General features: G+C 67.5%; 12 protein-coding genes. 2 read left to right on the forward strand and 10 right to left on the reverse strand.

What is annotated here, in order from left to right:
• Window positions 1–100: 100 nt before the first annotated feature.
• From M9979_RS02400 to M9979_RS02425, 6 genes are all read right to left on the reverse strand, one after another.
• Window positions 101–1,102, reverse strand: a complete 1,002-nt coding sequence (locus tag M9979_RS02400) for an NAD-dependent epimerase/dehydratase family protein (RefSeq protein ID WP_254287776.1) — start codon at window positions 1,100–1,102, stop codon at window positions 101–103.
• A 35-nt stretch (window positions 1,103–1,137) separates the two neighbouring features.
• Complete coding sequence (locus M9979_RS02405; RefSeq protein WP_254287735.1) at window positions 1,138–2,649, reverse strand: MFS transporter; 1,512 nt, start codon at window positions 2,647–2,649, stop codon at window positions 1,138–1,140.
• Window positions 2,646–4,127 carry a tryptophan halogenase family protein gene (locus M9979_RS02410; RefSeq protein ID WP_254287736.1) on the reverse strand — a complete coding sequence of 494 codons (1,482 nt, stop codon included), beginning with the start codon at window positions 4,125–4,127 and terminating at the stop codon, window positions 2,646–2,648. The genes M9979_RS02405 and M9979_RS02410 overlap by 4 nt, the downstream gene beginning before the upstream one ends.
• Window positions 4,128–4,267: 140 nt before the next feature.
• Entirely contained in the window at window positions 4,268–6,361 is a 2,094-nt protein-coding gene (locus M9979_RS02415) for a glycoside hydrolase family 97 protein (protein ID WP_254287737.1), read from the reverse strand.
• Window positions 6,358–7,965: an alpha-amylase family glycosyl hydrolase gene (locus tag M9979_RS02420; RefSeq protein ID WP_254287738.1), complete on the reverse strand. Its 1,608-nt coding sequence runs from the start codon at window positions 7,963–7,965 to the stop codon at window positions 6,358–6,360. Before M9979_RS02420 ends, M9979_RS02415 begins: the two co-directional genes overlap by 4 nt.
• Window positions 7,962–9,797, reverse strand: a complete 1,836-nt coding sequence (locus tag M9979_RS02425) for an alpha-amylase family glycosyl hydrolase (RefSeq protein WP_254287739.1) — start codon at window positions 9,795–9,797, stop codon at window positions 7,962–7,964. Before M9979_RS02425 ends, M9979_RS02420 begins: the two co-directional genes overlap by 4 nt.
• 146 nt (window positions 9,798–9,943) lie before the next feature.
• Between M9979_RS02425 and M9979_RS02430 the strand changes: the two genes are divergently transcribed.
• On the forward strand, window positions 9,944–10,996 hold the full coding sequence (locus tag M9979_RS02430; RefSeq protein ID WP_254287740.1) for a LacI family DNA-binding transcriptional regulator: 1,053 nt from the start codon (window positions 9,944–9,946) through the stop codon (window positions 10,994–10,996).
• A 109-nt stretch (window positions 10,997–11,105) separates the two neighbouring features.
• On the opposite strand, the gene M9979_RS02435 is transcribed toward M9979_RS02430, so the two are convergent.
• From M9979_RS02435 to M9979_RS02445, 3 genes are all read right to left on the reverse strand, one after another.
• Window positions 11,106–12,608 (reverse strand): tryptophan halogenase family protein, encoded by a 1,503-nt coding sequence (locus M9979_RS02435; protein WP_254287741.1) that lies wholly within the window; start codon window positions 12,606–12,608, stop codon window positions 11,106–11,108.
• 73 nt (window positions 12,609–12,681) lie between these two features.
• Window positions 12,682–15,591, reverse strand: a complete 2,910-nt coding sequence (locus M9979_RS02440; protein WP_254287742.1) for a TonB-dependent receptor — start codon at window positions 15,589–15,591, stop codon at window positions 12,682–12,684.
• A gap of 169 nt (window positions 15,592–15,760) precedes the next feature.
• Window positions 15,761–16,429, reverse strand: coding sequence for a DUF6445 family protein (locus M9979_RS02445; RefSeq protein ID WP_254287743.1), 669 nt, complete (start codon window positions 16,427–16,429; stop codon window positions 15,761–15,763).
• Window positions 16,430–16,543: 114 nt separating this feature from the next.
• On the opposite strand from M9979_RS02445, the gene M9979_RS02450 reads away from it, so the two are divergent.
• Window positions 16,544–16,888, forward strand: a complete 345-nt coding sequence (locus M9979_RS02450; RefSeq protein ID WP_254287744.1) for a hypothetical protein — start codon at window positions 16,544–16,546, stop codon at window positions 16,886–16,888.
• 427 nt (window positions 16,889–17,315) lie between these two features.
• Here M9979_RS02450 and M9979_RS02455 read toward each other — a convergent pair whose 3' ends face one another.
• Window positions 17,316–19,901 (reverse strand): M1 family metallopeptidase, encoded by a 2,586-nt coding sequence (locus tag M9979_RS02455; protein ID WP_254287745.1) that lies wholly within the window; start codon window positions 19,899–19,901, stop codon window positions 17,316–17,318.
• Between the last annotated feature and the right edge of the window lie 40 nt (window positions 19,902–19,941).

A 19,941-nucleotide genomic window follows, 5' to 3' on the forward strand; every position in this document is an offset into this window, starting at 1 on the left:
ACGGCCCGGTTGCCGCCAAGATGCGCATGATGGTGCGCCGGCGGAAGGGCAGGAACGGCATCGCTGCGGTGCCGAAAATGTGACGATCGCCGCAGCGGCGTCACAGGCCGTGATAGGCGCGATACCAGTCCACGAAGCGCGGCACGCCGACGTCGATCGACGTGGTCGGCCGATAGCCCAGATCGCGGGCGATTGCATCGATGTCGGCCGCCGTCCGCACCACGTCGCCGGGCTGGATCGGCAGATAGTTGCGTACCGCCGGCCGGCCGGTCGCCGCTTCCAGCAGATCGATCACGCGCCCGAGCGGTTCCGACCGGTTGTTGCCGATATTGTAGAGCCGGTGCGGCGAGACGCTGCCGCCCGCTTTCTCCGCGCCGTCGTCGGGGGGCGGATTGTCATGCGCCGCGACGACGCCCGCGACGATGTCGTTTATGAAGGTGAAGTCGCGCTCCATCCGGCCATGGTTGAACACCGGGATCGGCTCGCCGGCGAACATCGCACGCGTGAAGATCCACAGCATCATGTCCGGCCGTCCCCACGGGCCATAGACGGTGAAGAAGCGCAGGCCCGTCAGCGGCAGGCGATAGAGGTGCGCATAGCTTTCGCTCATCACCTCGTTGGCGCGCTTGGTCGCAGCGTAGAGCGACACCGGTCGATCGACGCGATCCTCGACGCGGAACGGCACCGAGGTGTTGCCGCCATAGACCGACGACGAGGAAGCATAGACGCAATGCGCCACCCGCCGCGCCCGCGCGAGTTCGAGGATGTTGAGGTGGCCGACGAGGTTCGACTGGCCATAGGCTTGCGGATTCTCGATCGAATAGCGCACCCCCGCCTGTGCGCCGAGATGGACGATGCGGTCGAAGTCGCGCCCCTCCAGCGCCGCGTGCAATGCGCCGGCATCGGCGAAATCGATGGGCAGGAAGGTGAAGCGATCGCCGTGCCGCTCGGTCAGCTGGGCGAGCCGCGCGTGCTTCAAAGCCGGGTCGTAATAGGCGTTGAGCGAATCGATCCCGATCACCCGCCTGCCCCGCGCGAGCAGCGCATCGGCGGTATGCATGCCGATGAAGCCCGCCGCGCCCGTCACCAATGTCGTCGGCATCATCGCATGTCCCGGCGGTTGCTCTCCGCCGTTCTCTAGGCGCTGGCGTCCGGCTTGGCGATCACCCGCGTCATCGCCACCGCGGCGAGCAGCAGCGCGCCGGCGGCGAAGGCCAGCGTCCAGATCGGCGCGGTCGGAAAGAAATGCTTGGTGATCGACCCCATCACCGTCGCCACCAGCAGCTGCGGCACGACGACGAAGACGTTGAACAGGCCCATGTAGATACCGAGCTTGCGTTGCGGCAGGCTGGAGGCGAGGATCGCGTACGGCATGGCGAGGATCGACGCCCAAGCGATGCCGATGCCGACCTCGCTGGCGAGCAGCCATTTGGGATCGGTGACGACGAAGAAGCTCGCGAACCCGGCCGCGCCGCAGAGCAGGCCGACGATATGCGTCTTCGCCTGCCCGATCCGTTTCGCCAGCAGCGGCAGCAGCGTGAGGGCCGCCAATGCGGCGACGCCGTTGTAGGTCGCGAACAGCACGTCGACCCAATTGCCCGCCTGCTGGTAGAGCGGGCTTTGCGCATCGGGCGCGGCGTAGAAGGCGCCGGCGACGATCGGCGTGGTGTTGATCCACATGATGAAGAGCGCCGACCAGCTGAAGAACTGCGCGACCGCGAGCCGCTTCATCAACGGCGGCATGCCGCCGAAATCGCCGACGATGTGGCCGAGCATCCCTGCCGGGCTGCCGCTGCGCGCCCGCGCGATCGCGACGATGCTGGCAAGCCCGTAGCCGACGAGGAGGGCACCGAGCAGGTATACCTCCTTCTCCAGCCCCAGCGCAGCGACTGCGGCGATCACGACGATACCCGCACCGATCCAGACGAGGCTGCTCGTATAGCTCCGCGCGGCAAGGACGCGCATGGTGTGGCCGTGGTCCTCGTCGGCGGCACCGTGGAACGCCGCCATCTCGTCGGGTGAATATTCGCGCGTCGTCAGCACCGTCCACAGCACCGCGAGGAACAAGGCCGCGCCGCCGAACCAGAAGGCAAAGCGCACCGTATCGGGGATGCCGCCGCCGCTCGCGACGTTCGATACGCCGAGATGTTCGAGCAGCCACGGAAAGATCGACCCGAACACCGCGCCCGCGCCGATGAAGGCGGTCTGCACCGCATAGCCCGCGGCATGCTGGTCCTTGTCGAGCATGTCGCCGACGAAGGCGCGGAACGGCTCCATCGACACGTTGAGCGAGGCGTCGAGCACCCACAAGAGCATCGCCGCCATCAGCAGCCCCGGGCTTTCCGGCATCAGCAGCAGCGCGATCGCCGCGAGCACCGATCCGGCGAGGAAATACGGCCGTCGCCGCCCAAGCCGGCCGAGCCAGGTTCGGTCGCTCATGTGGCCGATGATCGGCTGTACCAGCAGCCCGGTCAGCGGTGCTGCCACCCACAGGGCGGGCAGATCGTCGAGGCTGGTGCCGAGCGACTGGAAGATGCGGCTCATATTGGCGTTCTGCAGCGCGAAGCCGATCTGGATGCCGAAGAAGCCGAACGAGATGTTCCATAGCCCCGCCCAGCTCTGCCGCGGGCGGGTGGTGGCGGTCGTCATGGCATCCTCCGGGTGCGGTCTGGCGCCGCTTGATGGTCTGGGAAATTGAGCAGGCAGCCGTCGAGGAACACATCCACCGCGCCAAGATCGGCGACCGGCGGCGATGATCGTAGCCGGGCGGCGTCGGGGAAGTGGCCGTAGCCGGCGAACAGCACCTCCCACGACATCGGCGCGTAATAACCGGCGAGGTCGCGCGCGGCGATCACCTCTGCGACGTCGCGGCCGGTGAACCAGGCGGTCATGATCGCCTTGAGATCGTCCGACAGATCGCCGTTCGCCGCATTCTCCAGCCAGAAGGCGCCCCGGCGGCGGTTCAGCCGGTAGTGGGCGACGATATAGTCGCGTATGCCTTCGTAGCGGCGTGCGATCGCGGCGTTGAAGGTGTCGCGCTCGCCCTTGCTTTGCGCGGCGATGAAGTCTTCTATCGTCGCCTGGACGATGTGGAGTGCGGTCGCTTCGAGCGGTTCGATGAAGCCCTGCGCCAATCCGATGGCGAGGCAGTTGGCGGTCCAGCTCGTTTCGACGCGGCCGACCTTCATCGTCAGGTGCCGCGCGGCGACGTCGGCGTCAAGCAGCCTCAAGTGGGCGCGCAGCTCGGTTTCGGCCGCGTCCGCCGACAGGTGGCGCGAGGAATAGACGTAGCCGTTGCCGGTGCGCGTGGTCAGCGGGATGTCCCACGCCCAGCCTGCCGACAGTGCGGTCGCCTTGGTCTGTACCGGCAGCGTCTCGCCGCGCGGCGTCGGCAGCACCACCGCCCGGTCGGCGAACAGATTGTTGGCGAAGGAACGGAACGGCACGCAAAGCGCACCTTGCGCGATCACCGAACGGAAGCCGCTGGCGTCGACGAACAGCTCGGCGGTGACAGCGTCGCCCGCGTCGAGCATCAGCCGCGCGACGTTGCCGTCATCGCCAACGACGACCTCAGTCACCCGCCGCGGCAGATGGCCGACACCGCGGGTGAGAGCGTGATCGCGCAGCACCGCTCCGACCTTGTGCGCGTCGAAGTGATAGCCGTAGCCGATGCGGAACGGGAAGTTCGCTGCCGCAAGCGGTGCCCTTCCCGCCGCGGCGAGTCGCGCATTGAGAAAGAAGCGATCGGGATGCGCCCCCACGTCCGCGCCGAGCCGGCGCGCGCGCGTACTGGCGAAGAAGGCGCCCTGCGTGTGAAGGTCGATCTGGCCGGCGAAGGGGTGGAAATAGGACGGCGTATCGTCCGCCCAGCCGTGGAAGGCGATGCCGGCCTTGTAGGTCGCGTCCGCCGCCGGCATCCAGTCCGCCTCGGCGATGCCGAGCGTGTCGAACAGCGCCTTTAGTTGCGGGGTGGAGCCCTCGCCGACGCCGACGATGCCGATCTCGGGGGACTCGATGACGGTGATGCGCGTGCTCGGCCACGCGCGCGCCATCAGGCACGCGGCCATCCAGCCGGCGGTGCCCCCGCCGAGGATCGCAATCGAGGCAGGAGGTGGCTGGGTCGTCACCCTCGCCACCCTCCCCTCGTCACCCCGGACTTGTTCCGGGGTCCACCCGTCCTCGTAACCAGCGGTCGGAGGATATGTGGCACCGTGGACCCCGGAACAAGTCCGGGGTGACGCCGGGTGTGGGGCGACCTGCGGAACACTTACCGCCGGCGCGCCTGGCCGGTGGCGGCGAAGCGGATCGCCTGGCCACCGCCGGGCGCCAGCGCCAGGCTGAGCGTATCGCCCTTCTTCACCACGCGCTTCTCGATCGCGATGGAATGGCGCGCCGACGTCCGGTAGTCCGCCCCCGCGCCATCGCGGTAGACTTCGGCGGTGTAGCTGCGCCCGGCATCGAGGAAATCCAGCGCGACGTTGAGCGTCCGCGGTTCCTCGTTGGTGATGCTGCCGAGATACCAGTCGTCGCCGGCGCGGTCCTTGCGCGCCACGGTGACGTATTCGCCGACCTCGCCGTTGAGTACGCGCGTTTCCGACCAGTCGACCGGCACGTCGCGGATGAACTGGAAGGCGTTCATGTGCTTTGCGTAATTTTCCGGCGTGTCCGCGGCCATCTGCACCGGGGAGTAGATGACGACGTATAGCGCCAGCTGCTTCGCCTCGGTCGACAGGATCGCGCTGCCGCCCTGCCCTTCGAGGCTCAGCACGCCGGGCGTGAAGTCCATCGGGCCGCCGAGCCACTGCGTGAAGAACATGTTGGCTTCGTGGTTGGGCGGGTTCTTGCCCGGCCAGCTGTTGTATTCCATGCCGCGTCCGCCCTCGCGCGCCAGCCAGTTGGGATAGGTACGGCGGAGGCCGGTGTCCTTGACGGGTTCGTGGCTGTCGATGCCAACCTTGTACTTCGCCGCGGTCTGCACGACGCGGAGATAGTGGTTCACCATCCACTGGCCCTCGTGCCATTCGCGCTTCTTGGTGCCGTCGGCATCGACGCGCTCGATCTGGCCGGCGTCGGTGACATAACCGGTCTTGACCACCGGGATGCCGTGGTCGCGCGCGTAGCTGAACGCACGATCGAGCTGGCTGTCGTAATGGCTCGCCGAGCCGCCGGTCTCGTTATGGCCGACGAGATGCACGCCCTTCGCCCTGGCGTAGCGGTAGAGTTCCGCCGCGTCGAAATCGGGGGTCGGCTGGTCGAACTGCATGGCGTTGCCGTTACCGAACCAGTCGCCGTCCCAGCCGACGTTCCACCCCTCGACCAGCACGCCGGGGATGCGGTTGGCGGCGGCGAAGTCGATGTATTTCTTGACGTTGGCGGTGGTGGCGCCGTGGATCGGGCCGGTCGCCCAGCTCCAGTCGCCCTTGATCATGTTCCACCACACGCCGACGAACTTGGCGGGCTTGATCCAGCTGACGTCGCCCAATTTGTTGGGTTCGTTGAGGTTGAGCTCGAGGTGGCTCATGTACAGGCCGGGGGCGTCGTCGGACAGGATCACCGTCCGCCACGGCGAGGCGAAGGGCGCCATGCGCGTAACCTTGGGCGCGCCCGCGCCCGGGGTCAGCGAGGCCTTCAGCGTGTTGCCCTCGCTGCGCGCGAGGTTCATCGCGGCATAATCGACCAGCGCCGCTTCGTGCAGCGCGGCGTGGGTGCCGTCGGCGAGCTTGACCGTCATCACCGTCTGCGCCGTGCTCACCGCATCGAGCGAGGTCTTGTTGTAGAGGTATTCCTCGCGGTTCCACTGGTACGCCGGCTTCCACCAGGCGGTGCCGTTCTGCGCGAAGGCGAATTCGGTCAGCTCGTCGCTGATGTTCGCCTGATGCAGATTGGGCTGATCGGGGAAATTGTAGCGGAAGCCGATGCCGTCGTCGAAGATGCGGAAGACGACGTCCATTTCGCGCTTCAGGCCTGCCTTCTCGCGGAAGCGCAGCGTGAGTTCGTTGTGGCGGTCGCGGATCGTCTTCCATTCGCCGAACGGCTGCGTCCAGCTGCTGTCGCTGCTGTCGGTCGACTTGCCGATCAGTTCGAGGTTGCGCTCGATCTTGGGCGCGTCGGTGAACATCACGCCGAGCTTGCCCGGGTTGAGGATCGCCTTGCCTTTGCGGGCCACCGCATAGGTCGGGCGGCCGTCGTTGTCGAAGGCGATGGTGACGACCAGCGACTTGTCGGGCGAGGTCGCCGTGGCGACCGGCTTGAACGCGGTGGTGGGGATTTGCGCGACCGCATTGGGATCGGTCTGCGCGTACCCAGCGGTCGCGACCAGTGCCAGCGCCATCGCGGCGCCGATCCTGAAGTGTGTCATCATGCCTCTCCCGTATGTTGCGCGATGAATGCGCCATATCCGTCGAAATGCCAGCCCTGCGTCGCGGTGCCGGCGACCGGCTGCCACGCATCGGGCTGGTCGGGCGCCCAGCGCTGCGGCTCGGGCGACAGGTTGAATACGCAGAGCAGGGTCTCGCCCCCCCCGCGCCGCTCGATCGCGAGCATCGCATCGTCCGCCGCGACGACGCGGATGTCGCCGGTGAGCAGCGCCGGGTGGCGCTTGCGCAAGCGGAGCACGTCGCGCGTCCAGTGGATCAGCGCGTGCGGGTCGGCTTCCTGGCGATCGACCGCGAGCGCGGCGTGATCGGCGCCGATCGGCAGCCACGGCTTGGCATCCGAGAAGCCGAGGTTGGGCGCATCGGCGACCCACGGCATCGGCGTGCGTGCGCCGTCGCGCGACAGCGTGCGCGGCCAGTTGGCGATCGCTTCGGGGTCCTGCAGGTCCTCGAACGCCACGTCGACCTGCGTCAGTCCCAGTTCCTCGCCGTAATAGAGGAAGATGTTGCCGCGGAGCGCGGCGAGCAGCAGCATCTTCATCCGCGCGAACGCCTCGCGCCGGTCCTCCGCGACCCAGCGCGAGATGGCGCGCGGCGCGTCGTGGTTCTCGAACGCCCAGCTCGGCCAGCCGACGCCGTCCTGCTCAGGCCATTTTTCGATCGCGTCGGCGACCACCGCCGGCGTCAGCTCGGGTGCGTAGAGGAAGTCGAAGCCATAGGCGCTGTTGAGGCGGCGCCCCTCGGCGGTGAACAGCTTCATCTCGCGGTCGCTGTCGGCACCGCCGACCTCCGCCACGGTGAAGCGCGCCTCGTAGCTGTCGAACAGCGCGCGGACTCGTTCGAGGAAGCCGGGGATCGCGTCGTGGCTCTGGTTGTATTGGTGCAGCTGGAAATCGAACGGGCGGGTGCGGGGCACACCGTCGTCGAGCGGCGCGGGCGGGTTGTCGCGCAGATCGGGGTCGAACATCATGAAGTTGATCGCGTCGATGCGGAAGCCGTCGACGCCGCGCTCCAGCCAGAAGCGCGCGACGTCGAGGAACGCCTGCTGCACCGCTGGATGATGGCCGTTGACCTGCGGCTGCTCCTTCAGGAAATTGTGCATGTAATATTGGCCGCGGCGCGCGTCCCACGTCCAGGCCGGGCCGCCGAAGACCGACTGCCAGTTGTTCGGTGGCGACCCTTCCGGCTTGGGATCGCGCCAGACGTACCAGTCGGCGCGCGGGTTGTCGCGGCTCGAGCGGCTTTCCTCGAACCAGGGGTGCCGGTCGCTGGTGTGCGCCCAGACCTGATCGACGATGACCTTGAGGCCGAGCGTATGCGCGCGGACGACCAGCGCGTCGAAATCGGCGAGCGTGCCGAAGATCGGATCGACGTCGCAATAATCGGATACGTCATAGCCGAAATCGGCCATCGGCGACGTGAAGAAGGGCGACAGCCAGATCGCCTCGACGCCCAGGCTGGCGACATGGTCGAGATGCGCGGTGATGCCGGCGAGGTCGCCGACGCCGTCGCCGTTCGAATCGGCGAAGCTGCGCGGGTAGATTTGGTAGATGGTCGCGCCGTGCCACCACGGGCGTTCGAGAGAGGTCATTGCGTGGCCTTGAGTGCGCAGACGGCATAGCCGAGGGGAGGAAGCGTGATCGTCAGGCTGCCCGGTGCGGCGACCGCGCCGCAGCCGGTGCCGGCGAGCGTCGTCGCGGCGGTCGCGCCGACTCCGACCTCGACCTGCCGCGTCAGCGGCGCCGTTGAGGTGTTGAAGGCGAGGAGGATTTCCGCGCCGGTTGTCGGGTCGAAGCGCGAGATGGCGAGCAGGCCCGGTGTCTCTTCGCGCGCGCGCAGCTGTTGCCGACCGCGGGTCAGCGCCGGCGTCGCGGTGCGCAGCTTGGCCAGCATCGCAGTCTGTTTGAACAGCGGATTGTCCTGGCCGAAGTGCGCGGTCGCAGTGGTCGTGCTCGTGCCGAGCAGGCGGTTGTCGTTGTAGACCGCGACGCGGCTGGCGAACATGTCCTCGCGCGCGTCCTGATCGTTGCCGTCGCTGACGAAGCCCTGTTCGTCGCCCGAATAGATCGTCGGGACGCCACGCAGCGTCAGCAGCATTGCGTTGGACAGCATGACGCGCCGGAGGACCTCCGCGTCGCTGGCCTGCGGGAACGCCTTGCGCACGAAGGTGGCGAAGCGGCCGTCGTCGTGGTTGCCGGTGAAGGTCGGCAATTGCACCGCGGTGTCGAAGCCCTTCGCATACAGCGCGTCGCCGTCGAACAGCGCTTCAAACGCATCGGTGCCGCGCGTGCCGGCGACGGTTTCCACCACCGCCTGCCGGAACGAGAAGTCGAGCACCGCGGGCAGCTTGTCGACGATCGTGTGCTGCGCGAGCACCGCGGGGCGGACGTCGTGGTCCGACACTTCGCCGAAGATGTGGAAGTTGGGGATACCCTTCGCCTTGGCGCGTGCTTCCATCGCGGGGACGAACTGCGCCCAGAATGCCGGGTTGACGTGGCGGGCGGTGTCGATGCGGAAGCCGTCGACGCCGTAGCGGTCAATCCAGCCGCCGAAGATGTCAATCATCCCGGCGACCACCTTCGGGTTCTCGGTCATCAGGTCGTCGAGGCCGACGAAGTCGCCCATCGTCGAGCTTTCGTTGCGATAGGTCGTGTCGCCGCGATTGTGGTAGAGCGTGACGTCGTTGAGCCATGCCGGCACCTTCACGTTCCGCTCGGCGGCGGGGACGAACGGGGTGTAGGCGTAGGCCGGGTCGGTGAGCCGCGCGAAATTCTCCGGCGTGCGGACGTCGTCGCCCGCGAACCCCGGGTTGATCGGCTTGCCGTTCACGCCGAGCTGGCGCTGATAGGGGTAATCGGCGCGCCTGCGATAGGGGCATTCCCGCTGGCCGACGCATTCGCGATACTGGATCACGTCGGCGGTGTGGTTGACGATGATGTCCATATAGACCTTCATCCCCCGCGCGTGCGCCGCCTTCACCAGCGCGTCGAAATCGGCGTTGGTGCCGAGGTGCGGATCGACTGACGTGAAGTCGGTGATCCAATAGCCGTGATAGCCCGCGGACAGCTGGCCGGGGCCGCCCTGCACCGGCTTGTTCCTGAAGATCGGCCCGACCCAGATCGCGGTCGCGCCGAGTGACTGGATATAGTCGAGGCGCTGCGTCAGCCCCTTCAGGTCGCCGCCGTGGTAGAAGCCCTTGGCGGTGGGATCGAAGCCGGTAACGCTGCGATCCCCCTTCAAACCGCCGTTGTCGTTGGCGGTGTCGCCGTTCTCGAAGCGATCGGGGAGCAGGAAATAGATCACCTCGTCCTGCGGCAGGCGCGCGCGATAATCCGCGGTTGCCGACATGGACTGGGCCGACGCGGCGGGGGCCGCGAGGAGCAGCGCCAGCGCGGTCGCGGTTCGTGTGGCGAGCTTCAGCATGCATCCCCCGGGGTGTCGCGCGTCCGATCCTTCGCCGGCCGCGTCCGAGCCGCCGTTGTGCGGGCGCGGGACCGCCAAGCCAAGGATAGGGCATACGTATTCAAACGCGCTATCGCCCCGGCCCGGGCTGCGGTAAAGCTCTGCCGATGGCCGTGAAGAGCAGAAGGCGGGGGGCAGCGGGGGCGAGCGACAAGCCGACCTCGTTCGATATCGCCGCGCTCGCCGGCGTGTCGCAGCCCACCGTCAGCCGGGCGCTGCGCGGCGACCGCACGGTCAGCAGCGCGACGCGGATGCGGATCGAGGCGATCGCGCGCCAGCTCAATTACAAGGTCGACAAGAACGCCTCCTCGCTGCGTCGCGGGCAGAGCATGACGCTGGCGCTGCTGTTCTTCGAGGACCCGCTCGACGACGGCAGCTTCATCAACCCGTTCTTCCTGTCGATGCTGGGATCGATCCTGCGCACCTGTGCGGCGCGGGGCTACGACCTGCTCACCTCGTTCCAGCAGCTGTCGGCGAACTGGCACCGCGATTTCGAGGACAGCCGCAAGGCGGACGGGATCATCCTGCTCGGCTATGGCGATTACGAGCTGTACAAGGCGCGGCTGGAGGCGCTGGTCGCGCAGGGGACGCATTTCGTCCGCTGGGGATCGGTCGATCCCGACAATCTGGGCGTCACCATCGGCTGCGACAATGTCGCGGGCGGGCGGATGGCGGGGGAACATCTGATCGCGCGCGGGGCGAAGCGCATCGCGTTCGTCGGCGAGGCCAACGACCATTATCCCGAATTCCGCGACCGTTATTGCGGCCTGTGCGCGACGCTGCGCGAGGCGGGGTTGCCGGTGCATCCCGGGCTGCACGTCGATGCGCTGAGCGTCGAGCAATCCGGCTATGACGCGACGCGGCGGCTGATCGCGCGCGACCTGCCCTTCGACGCGCTGTTCGCCGCATCCGACGTCATCGCGCTCGGCGCGGCGCGGGCGTTGACCGAGGCGCAGCTCCGCGTGCCGCAGGACGTCGCGATCATCGGCTTCGACGACATCCCCGCCGCGGCGACGACGCAGCCGCCGCTGACGACGATCGCGCAGGATTACCGCAAGGCGGGCGAGGTGCTGGTCGATACGCTGCTGCGCCGGATCGCCGAGGAACCGACGGATACGGCGTTGCTGCAGCCGCGGCTGATCGTGCGGGGGTCGAGTTGAGCAATGGACCGCGATCGACCCACCGCCGTTCGCCCTGAGCTTGTCGAAGGACCCTGAGTCTCATCGTACTTCGACAGGCTCAGCACGAACGGTGGAAAGGTAGCGCGCCTTAACTCCGCGCGGCGCAATGCTGCGCGATGAACGCCGCATGCGTCGGCATCGCGTTCGCCTCGCGCCGGTAGAGCAGCTCGAGCGTTTCCATATACTCGGCGAGGTCGCCGGTCGCGATCTGGTCGGCGAGGGGATGGTGCGCGTGCGCCTCGACCCCCTGCCCGGCCAGCACCTGTAGCCAGCCGTCCTCGGTGAACAGTTCCTCGTGCTCGCGGACGATCGTGCCGGCCTGTTGCCAGAGTTCGATCTTGGCCTTGAGCGTGTCGGGCAGTTCCATCGCGCGGCAGGACTGCCAGAAGGGCTCCGGCCGCCCGTTCGCCCAGTAATGGAGGATCAGGAAGTCGCGGATGCGCTCGATCTCGAAATCGGTCTGGCGGTTGTATTCGTCGCGCACCGCCGCCGCCACGGGAAGCGTCGGGAGCAGCTTGATGAGGCGGGCGATCGCTGCCTGGATGAGGTGGATGCTGGTCGATTCGAGCGGTTCTAGGAAGCCGCTGGCCAGCCCCATCGCGACGACGTTGCGGTTCCATGCGCGCTTGCGGCGGCCGGTGACGAAGCGCAGGCGGCGGGGCTCGGCCTGCGGCTCGCCCTCGATGTTCGAGAGCAAGGTGTCGGTGGCGGCATCGTCGCTGGTGAAGGCGCTGCAATAGACATGGCCATTGCCGGTGCGGTGCTGGAGCGGGATGCGCCACTGCCACCCCGCCTCGCGTGCGATCGCGCGGGTATAGGGCAGCGGCGCGCCGACGTTGGCGCTCGGCACCGCGATCGCGCGGTCGCAGGGGAGCCAGTGGGTCCAGTCCTCGTAGCCCGTCTCCAGCGCGCCCTCGATCAGCAGGCCGCGAAAGCCGGTGCAGTCGAGGAACAGGTCGCCTTCGATCCGTTCGCCGGACGCGAGGACCAGCGCGGCGAGGTCGCCGCTCTCGCCGTCGCGCTCGATGCGGTCGATGCGGCCTTCGGTGCGTTCGACGCCGCGGTTGACCGCGAAACGGCGGAGGTACGCCGCATACAATCCTGCGTCGAAGTGAAAGGCGTAGGGCATCGCCGGGATCGTCGCCGCGGTGAGCGGCCCGCCACGATGCATGCGACCGGCGCGCGCGGCGACCTCGTTGAGCGCATAGGCGTCGAGCGGCTTGGCCAGCCCCAGCGCTTTCGCGCGCAGCCAGTAATGCTGGAAGGCGATCAGCCCGACGTCGCGGCCGACGTCGCCGAAGGCGTGCATGTAGCTGTGGCCGGGCTCACGCCAGCCGTCGAAGGCGATGCCGAGCTTGAACGTGCCGCCGGTGGCGCGGAGGAAGGCGTCCTCGTCGAGCCCCAATGCCTGGTTGAACAGGCGGATCTGCGGGATCGTCGCCTCGCCGACGCCGACCGTGCCGATCTCCTCCGATTCGATCAGGCGGATGCGATAGCCGCTTTCGAGGAAGCGGCCGAAGGTCGCCGCCGCCATCCAGCCCGCGGTGCCGCCGCCGGCGATGACGATCGTGGTAACGCGTTGGTCGGACATGCCTGTCGCCTATCAACAAAACGGGCTGCCGTCACAGGACGACAGCCCGCAAGGTCCCGGTAAGGAACCGGTCTTAGAACTTGTAGGTGACGCCGATGTAATAGTCGCGGCCGTAGCGCTGATAGTCGCGGATCTGGCGTTCGTCGCCGTTCTGGTAGGTGATGAACGGACGGTCGGTCAGGTTCTTCGCCTGCGCGAGGATCGACAGGCCCTGCAGGAAGCCTTCCTGGAATTCGTAGCCGACCTGCGCATCGAGGATGCCTTCGGCCTTCGAGGTGCGATATTCCGGGTTGGCCGACAGGCCGGCGATCTCGGCGAGGAACGACGAGCGGTAGCGGTAGTTGGCGCGCGCCTGAAAGCCCCACTTTTCGAAGTAGATCGTGCCGCTGCCGGTCCAGTCGGACAGGCCGGGGAGCGTGATCGCCGCAGGGCTGTTGGCATAGCGGATCGTCGAGTCGGTGTAGTTGCCGCTCGCGAAGATGCCGAAGCCGTCGAGCGCGCTGGTGATCGCCTTGAACGGCAGCGAGATCGTCGCCTCGACGCCCAGGATGTTGCCGCGGCCGGTGTTCGCCGGCGTGCTGACGACGCCGATCTGCTGGCCGTTGGCGATCACCGCCTGCTGCTGCGCCGGGGTGAGCGTGGCGAGCAGGCCGCTGAAGTCGTACGGCAGGCTGTTGTTGGGATCGACGAAGTCGGTCAGGTTTTTGAAATAGCCCGACAGCGCGACATAGCCGCCGCCGTCGAAATACTTTTCGAACGACAGATCGATGTTGGTCGACTGGTACGGACGCAGCGCGACGTTGCCACCGGTCGAGGTGAAGACCGGGTTGCTGGCGATCGGACGGATGCCGATATTGGCCGGGTTGACCGACACGTCCTGCGTCACGCGCTCCTGGTCGAGACGCGGGCGGACCATCGTCTGCGATGCGCCCATCTTGACGTAGCCGTTGTCGACGAGCTCGACCGAGAAGGTCGCCGACGGCAGGACGTTGGTGTACTTTTCGGTCTGGTCGGCCGGCGCGACGACGACGGTCGAACCGACGAGGCTGGCGATCTGGCCGACCGAACGCTGTTCCGAACGGATGACCTGCACGCCGAGCGCGCCCTTGATCGCCTTGCCGCCGAGCTCGCCGTCGATGTTGAGCTTGGCGTAGCCGGTGTAGACGTTCTCGATGACGCGATTGTCGCGGACCAGCGCCGATGGCCGGCCGTCGAACGCCGCATTCAGCGCGTTGTTGTACACGTACAGCGGATCGTAGGTCAGCATCGCAGGGATGCCGAGATAGGTCAGCGGGATGTTGGTGCCGAGCAGCGCCTCGGCCGGCACGTTGCCGGTACGCGGCGTGCCGCTGGCGAGCGTGCAGCCGGTGCCCGCGCCCTTCGGGCACAGGAAGTAGGAGGTGTAAGCGCTGGTCTTCTCGCGACGGCTGAAGTTGCCGCCGACTTCCCAGCCCTTGACGACGCTGCCCTCGAACTCACCGTTGAGGCTGGCGCGGAGCGACTTGAGGTCGTCCTTGAAGCTCGGCTGGTTGAGGAAGCCCGACTGCACCACCGGCTGCGTGCCGTTATAGCCCCAGCCCTGCGGATCGGTCAGCTTGAAGATGTTGGTGTTGGTGTAATCGAGCGTCGGCACGATCTTGTAGGTGCCGTTGGCATTCTGCGTCACGGTCACACGATCGGCGGCACCGCTCTTCTGGTAACCGGTACCGGTGTTCGTCTCGAGCAGGAAGTCGGTGCGGGTCGCACGGCTCCAGCTGGCATCGACGTTGAGGTGGACGCTGTCGGCGATCTTGAAGTCGTTGTTCCAGCCGAGCGACAGGTTCTCGGCGGTGCGCTTGTTATAGTCGTTGCGCTGCACGGCGAAGACGTTGCTGAACGTCGTTGCCGTCGCGAAGCCGTTGGTGACGGCGATGCCGCTCTTGACCGGATCGGAGAAGCCGAGCGGGAATTCGATACCGCGCAGCCGCTGTTCTTCCGTGAAGTTCGAATAGAGCGCGTCGAAGGTCGAATGGAACGAGTCGGACGGCTCCCACTCCACCGTGCCGACCGCGCCGTAGCGGCGCAGCTCGTTTGACTGGACGTAGGGCTTGGCGCCGCCGAGGACGTACGGGTCGGCCGCGGTGCCGCTGCCCGAATAGCCCCAGGCGTTGTAGCGCTCGTCCTGCGACGGCGTCTGCGTCGCGGACACGCCGATCGCGATGCCGAGCGTGTTGTCGGCGAACTTGTCGATATAGGTCGCCGAGCCGCGATAGCCGTAGCGCGACGAATCCGGGTTGAGATTGTCGATGCCGTTCATCTGGCCGCGCGCATTGATCGCGAAGACGCGGCCCGGCTGGTCGAGCGGGCGCAGCATGCGCAGGTCGACGGTGCCCGAGATACCCGCCGCGATCAGCGAGGCGTCGGCGGACTTGTAGACGTTGACGTTGCGGAAGAATTCGGAAGGATACTGGTCGTATTCGACGCCGCGGTTGTCGCCGACGGTGACCTGTTCGCGGCCGTTGAGCAGCGTCGTCGAGAAATCGGGGCCGAGGCCGCGGATCGACAGGCGCTGGTCGCGCCCTTCGAGGCGCTGTGCGGTGACGCCGGGCAGGCGGGCGAGGCTGTCGGCGATCGACACGTCGGGCAGCTTGCCGACGTCTTCGGCCGAGACGCTGTCGACGATCAGCGTCGAATCGCGCTTGATCTTGGCGGAGTTGGCGAGGCTGGCGCGGATGCCGGTGACGACGATGTCGCCGTCATCGGCGACGGCGTTCTGGACGGTCTGCGCCTGAGCGGCGTCCTGATTGGGAGTCGGCTCGGCGGCGGGGGCCGGCGCGTTGACCGTCGCCGCGGCGGGCGGGTTGGCGGTCGGCGACTGCGGGTTCGGCGCTTCCTGCGCGAACGCGGCACCGCCGGTGACCAGCAGGATGCTGCCGATCGCGACGGTGCTGGAGCGCAGCGCGATCAGCGCGCGCTTCGAAAAACGGGAATCGATATGGGACACGATAATCCTCCCCCTTGAGCCTGCCATTGCCCCCACCCGCTACCATCGCGGACGATCGGCTGACTGTGTTGCCGGCTTGTGAACGCGGGGGGTTTAGGTGCCAAGTCGGCCACATACGTATTCACATGGCGCCGCGGCGCCCGTGCTTTTTGTGCAACAGCGTCGGCGGTTAAGCCTTGTCGAGGAAGGTGTTGACGGTCAGCCGGCCGGTCGCGGGATCGGGATCGAGCGTGAGGCTGTCGGGCAGGTCGGCGCAATGCAGCGTGTTGGAGCGATAGAGGATCGCCCGATTGAAGCGTCCCCCGTACACCGCCAGCCGCTCGAACACCGGCGTGTCGCCGGCGATGTATCGAGCATCGGGTATGCCGTGGCGCCGAAGGTCTGCGTCGAGTGCGGCGCGATAGGGCGCGAGCCGGCCGGCATCGATCGATTCGAAGCCGGTGGTACGGTGGCGGTAGAAGGCGGTGCCGCTGCGCTCGTCGGGCGACAGATAGTGGAGCAGCGCCAGCCGGTCGGGCGAGACCTCGTCGAAGTGCGGCAGGCGCTGGATCGGCGTCAGGGCGGACGGCGGCGTGGTGACGATCGAATAGAAGGCGTCGACCACCTGCAATGCCGGGATGCCGAACATCTCCGCCGCAATCGGCTCGATCCGGGCGATGAGGTCACGCAGCATCGGCGGGGCGACGACCGCGCGGATGCCGGGATAATGCGGGCCGATCGGCGCGAAGGACAGGAAGGCGGCATCGTCGCGGAAACGCTCCGCGTCGGCGAAGCCGTCGATCACCACCACCGGTTGCGCCTCGGCACCGTGCCGCTCGATCGATACCTGCCAGTTCATGCCATCGCTGTGCCACCAAGCGGCGCGCGCGATCAACCGGAACGCGCCCGCCCGCTTGTCGTTGTCCGGGCTGGCGGCCTATGCCGTGGTGTTGATGGCGGTGGGAGACGGACGATGCGCGGATCGATGGCTCTGGTGCTGGGCGTGGCGCTGACGGCGTGCGGATCGCAGCCCGCGGCCGAGCAGCCGGCGACCAACACCGCCGCGGCGCCGAAGGAGAGCGGTTATATCGCCAAGGTGCTGGCGCTGCCGCCGCGGCAGCTCAACGGCGTGCTGTATCGCGCGATCGACGACGCCAAGCGGCCGTGCCAGGGCATCGCGGAAGCGACGCGGCAGGCCGACCGGCAGGGCAAGCCGGTATGGGCGGTACGGTGTATCGACAACAGCGCGTGGCTGATCGCGCTGGGCGATGACGGGATGGCGGACGTGACGGGTATTCCGGGGAATGGCGGGGGATGAGCGCGGCTGCGGGTTCGGGGGCGCTGTGCGCGCCGAACCCAACGGCTGATCGGCCACTTCGGCGTAGATGCGGCGGATTGCCGGTCGCCCTACGCCCCCCGACCCCCCTTCGTCATGCCGGACTTGTTCCGGCATCCACGGTTCCGCGTGACCATCGGCCGTTTGCTTGCGGGCCGGTGGACCCGGGAACAAGTCCGGGGTGACGAAGGGTTGCAGGTGACATTAAGGTCCCCACACCCCTTCGCTGCAGAGCGATCGACATCCACCATCCCCGTTCGGGCTGAGCTTGTCGAAACCGTGCTATCCACGAACCTATCGGCCCGTGGATAGAAGCCCTTCGACAGGCTCAGGGCGAACGGTGAAGGGGCTCGCGCGCCCTTCCCGCCCGCACTTGCATCCGCTCAAGCGTGTGAGCGCGTAAAGGCGATTAGGCCCCTTTCCCCACCCACGTCTGCACCGCCGGACGCAGGCGGTCGGCGACCGCCTTGCGTACCGCGATGCCCGACACGACCCGCTTGGCGGCACCGCGCGACGTCTCCGGAAGCGTCTTGGCGAAGGCGTCGATCTTGGCGGGCATCGCCGGGTCGTTCGATCCACCGCCCAGGCCGACGATATACCCCGAGCGGCTGCTTTCCTCGATGAAGCCCTCGACCGTGGCGCGGTTGGCGACGGCCCAGTCGAACGCCATGTCGGGGTGGCGGCCGGCGATCGCGCGGAGCAGCGAGGCCTTTTGCGGCGCGGTGAAGGTATCGGTCTTGAGCAGGTCGATCGCGCGGCGGGCAATCGCATCGTCGCGCGCTGCGCCGAGCAGCGACACGAAGCGGTTGCGGGCGACGGGGTTGGTCTCCGCCTTGGTCAGGCCAAGCAGCTGGTCCCATTCGGCCGCGGTCGCATTGGCGGCGAAGGTCGACAGGATCGGCTGGCGGATCGCCGGCGGGATCGCGGTCGGATTGGTCGCGAGCTGGCCGACGTAAGTGCGCGCCTGACGCAGCACCTCGGCATCGCCGTTGGCGCCGAGCTGTCCGACGAGGCTTTCGCGCAAATTGCTGACCAAAGGCGATTCGCCCGCGGCTGCGGTGAAGCCGATGCGGCTGAGGACCGGCGCGAGGATCGCCACCGTCCGCGCACGCAGCGGCGCCTCGAGCGGGGTGTTGTCGTAGAGCGCAACGAGGCCGGACAGCCGCCCCGACACCAGCGACCATTCGAGCGGGTCGGCGTTCGCCCCGACCCGACCCATCACCGCGAAATAGCGCGACAGGTCCTGATAGCCGCCCGCCGCCAGCGCGTAATCATCGGCGAGCGTACCGAGCCGGTCGGTGAGCGGCAGCTTCGTGTAATCGCGGACCAGCGCGTCATGCGTCGGCTGGTCGTACAGCACGCGCGTATAGCTGCCCTTGCCCTTGTTGAGCAGCAACGTGCCGCAGCCCTTGACCGCGACGTTGGTCGCCGGCCCGGTGACGATCGCGCGCGTGTCGGCGCCGTCGAGCGTCGCGACGACGAGCGGCACCTGCCACGTCTGCGGCGTCTTCGACGCGGCATCCATGCCGAAGCGGCCCTGCGCCAGCGTCACGTTGGTCGTGCCGCCGGTGCAGCGCGCGGCGGTGAGCGTCACCAGCGGTACGCCGCCCTGCAGCGTATAGCCGTGCGCGATCTGCGCCACCGGCTGCCCGGCGGCGGCGGACAGCTCGGCCCACAGCTGGTCGGTGACGGTGTTGCCGTATTTGTACTTCGCCATGTAGCGGCGGATGCCGTCGCGGAACTTGTCGGGGCCGAGCGTCGATTCGAGCATGCCGATCACCGCCTCCCCCTTCGCATAGGTAATGCCGTCGAACGCTTCGCCGATCTGGTCGACGGTCTCGATCTTGCGGATGATCGGGTGAGTCGCGGCGGTCGCGTCGAAGCTCATCGCGCCTTCGCGCGAGCTCGATACGGCGGCGGCCTCCGCCTTCCATGTCGGATTGAGGTCGGCGGCGGACTTGGTCTCCATCCACGAGGCAAAGCCTTCGTTGAGCCACAGGTCGTCCCACCACGCCATGGTGACGAGGTCGCCGAACCACTGATGCGCCATTTCGTGCGCGACGACGGTGAAGATGCGCTGCTTGGCGCTTTCGGTGGCGCGGGCGGGGTCGAACAGCAGTTCGGGTTCGAAATAGAAGATCGCGCCCCAATTCTCCATCGCGCCGAAGAACTGGCTGGAACCGGGGCCGGCGATCATGTCGAGCTTGGGGAGCGGATAAGGCTGGCCGAAATACTGGTTGTAATAGGGCAGCAGCCGCTTCGCCTCGGCGAGCGCATAATCGCCCTGGTCGGCGACGCCGCGGCGGGTGACCACGCCGATCTCGACGTTCCCTGCCTGCACCGTCTTGCGCTCGAGATCGCCCATGCCGAGGTAGAGGAGGTAGCTCGACATGACCGGCGTCTCGGCGAAGCTGTACAGCTGCGTGCCGTCCTTCTGCTTGACGTTCGAGATGACGGGCATGTTCGACAGCGCGAGCTGGCCCGCGGGCGCCACCGCCTTCAGCCGGAACTTCGCCTTGAACGCGGGCTCGTCCCACATCGGCGCGAAGCGGCGTGCGTCGGGCGCCTCGAACTGGGTGGCGAGCATGCGCGCCTTCGACCCGTCCTGATTGGTATAGTCGATCGCGAACAGGCCGGCGGCGGACTGGTTGATCTTGCCGCTCCAGACGAAGCCGACGGTGTGACGGCCGATGCCGAGCGTTGCGGGCAGCGTCAGCACGACCTGCTGCCTGTCCTTGTCGAGCGCGAACGGCACCGCCTTGCCATCGACGTTCGCCGCGGTGATCGCCAGATCGGCGGCGTTGAGCGTGATCGTCCGCGTCGCCGTCTTGACGTCGACGGTCACCGTCTCGGTGCCGGTGAAGGTCATCGCTTGCGCGTTCGGCGTCACCGCGATGTCGTAGACGACGGGGACGACGTCGGTCGGCAGGCTGCCGGCGGCGAGCGCGGGGGCGGACACGGTCAGCGCCAGCGCGGCGGCGAAAGCGATCTTCATGGGGTTGGTAACTCCGGATACGATATTGCGACAGCTCTTA

It is taken from the genome of Sphingomonas liriopis, assembly GCF_024211255.1.
In the GTDB taxonomy this organism is placed as follows: Bacteria; Pseudomonadota; Alphaproteobacteria; order Sphingomonadales; family Sphingomonadaceae; genus Sphingomonas; species Sphingomonas liriopis.

Excerpts from the sequence above, each read along its gene's own strand:
- M9979_RS02400 (WP_254287776.1), bottom strand. The coding sequence starts at position 1,102 with ATGCCGACGACATTGGTGACGGGCGCGGCGGGCTTCATCGGCATGCAT.
- M9979_RS02405 (WP_254287735.1), bottom strand. The coding sequence starts at position 2,649 with ATGACGACCGCCACCACCCGCCCGCGGCAGAGCTGGGCGGGGCTATGG.
- M9979_RS02415 (WP_254287737.1), bottom strand. The coding sequence starts at position 6,361 with ATGATGACACACTTCAGGATCGGCGCCGCGATGGCGCTGGCACTGGTC.
- M9979_RS02420 (WP_254287738.1), bottom strand. The coding sequence starts at position 7,965 with ATGACCTCTCTCGAACGCCCGTGGTGGCACGGCGCGACCATCTACCAA.
- M9979_RS02425 (WP_254287739.1), bottom strand. The coding sequence starts at position 9,797 with ATGCTGAAGCTCGCCACACGAACCGCGACCGCGCTGGCGCTGCTCCTC.
- M9979_RS02430 (WP_254287740.1), top strand. The coding sequence starts at position 9,944 with ATGGCCGTGAAGAGCAGAAGGCGGGGGGCAGCGGGGGCGAGCGACAAG.
- M9979_RS02435 (WP_254287741.1), bottom strand. The coding sequence starts at position 12,608 with ATGTCCGACCAACGCGTTACCACGATCGTCATCGCCGGCGGCGGCACC.
- M9979_RS02445 (WP_254287743.1), bottom strand. The coding sequence starts at position 16,429 with ATGAACTGGCAGGTATCGATCGAGCGGCACGGTGCCGAGGCGCAACCG.
- M9979_RS02450 (WP_254287744.1), top strand. The coding sequence starts at position 16,544 with ATGCGCGGATCGATGGCTCTGGTGCTGGGCGTGGCGCTGACGGCGTGC.
- M9979_RS02455 (WP_254287745.1), bottom strand. The coding sequence starts at position 19,901 with ATGAAGATCGCTTTCGCCGCCGCGCTGGCGCTGACCGTGTCCGCCCCC.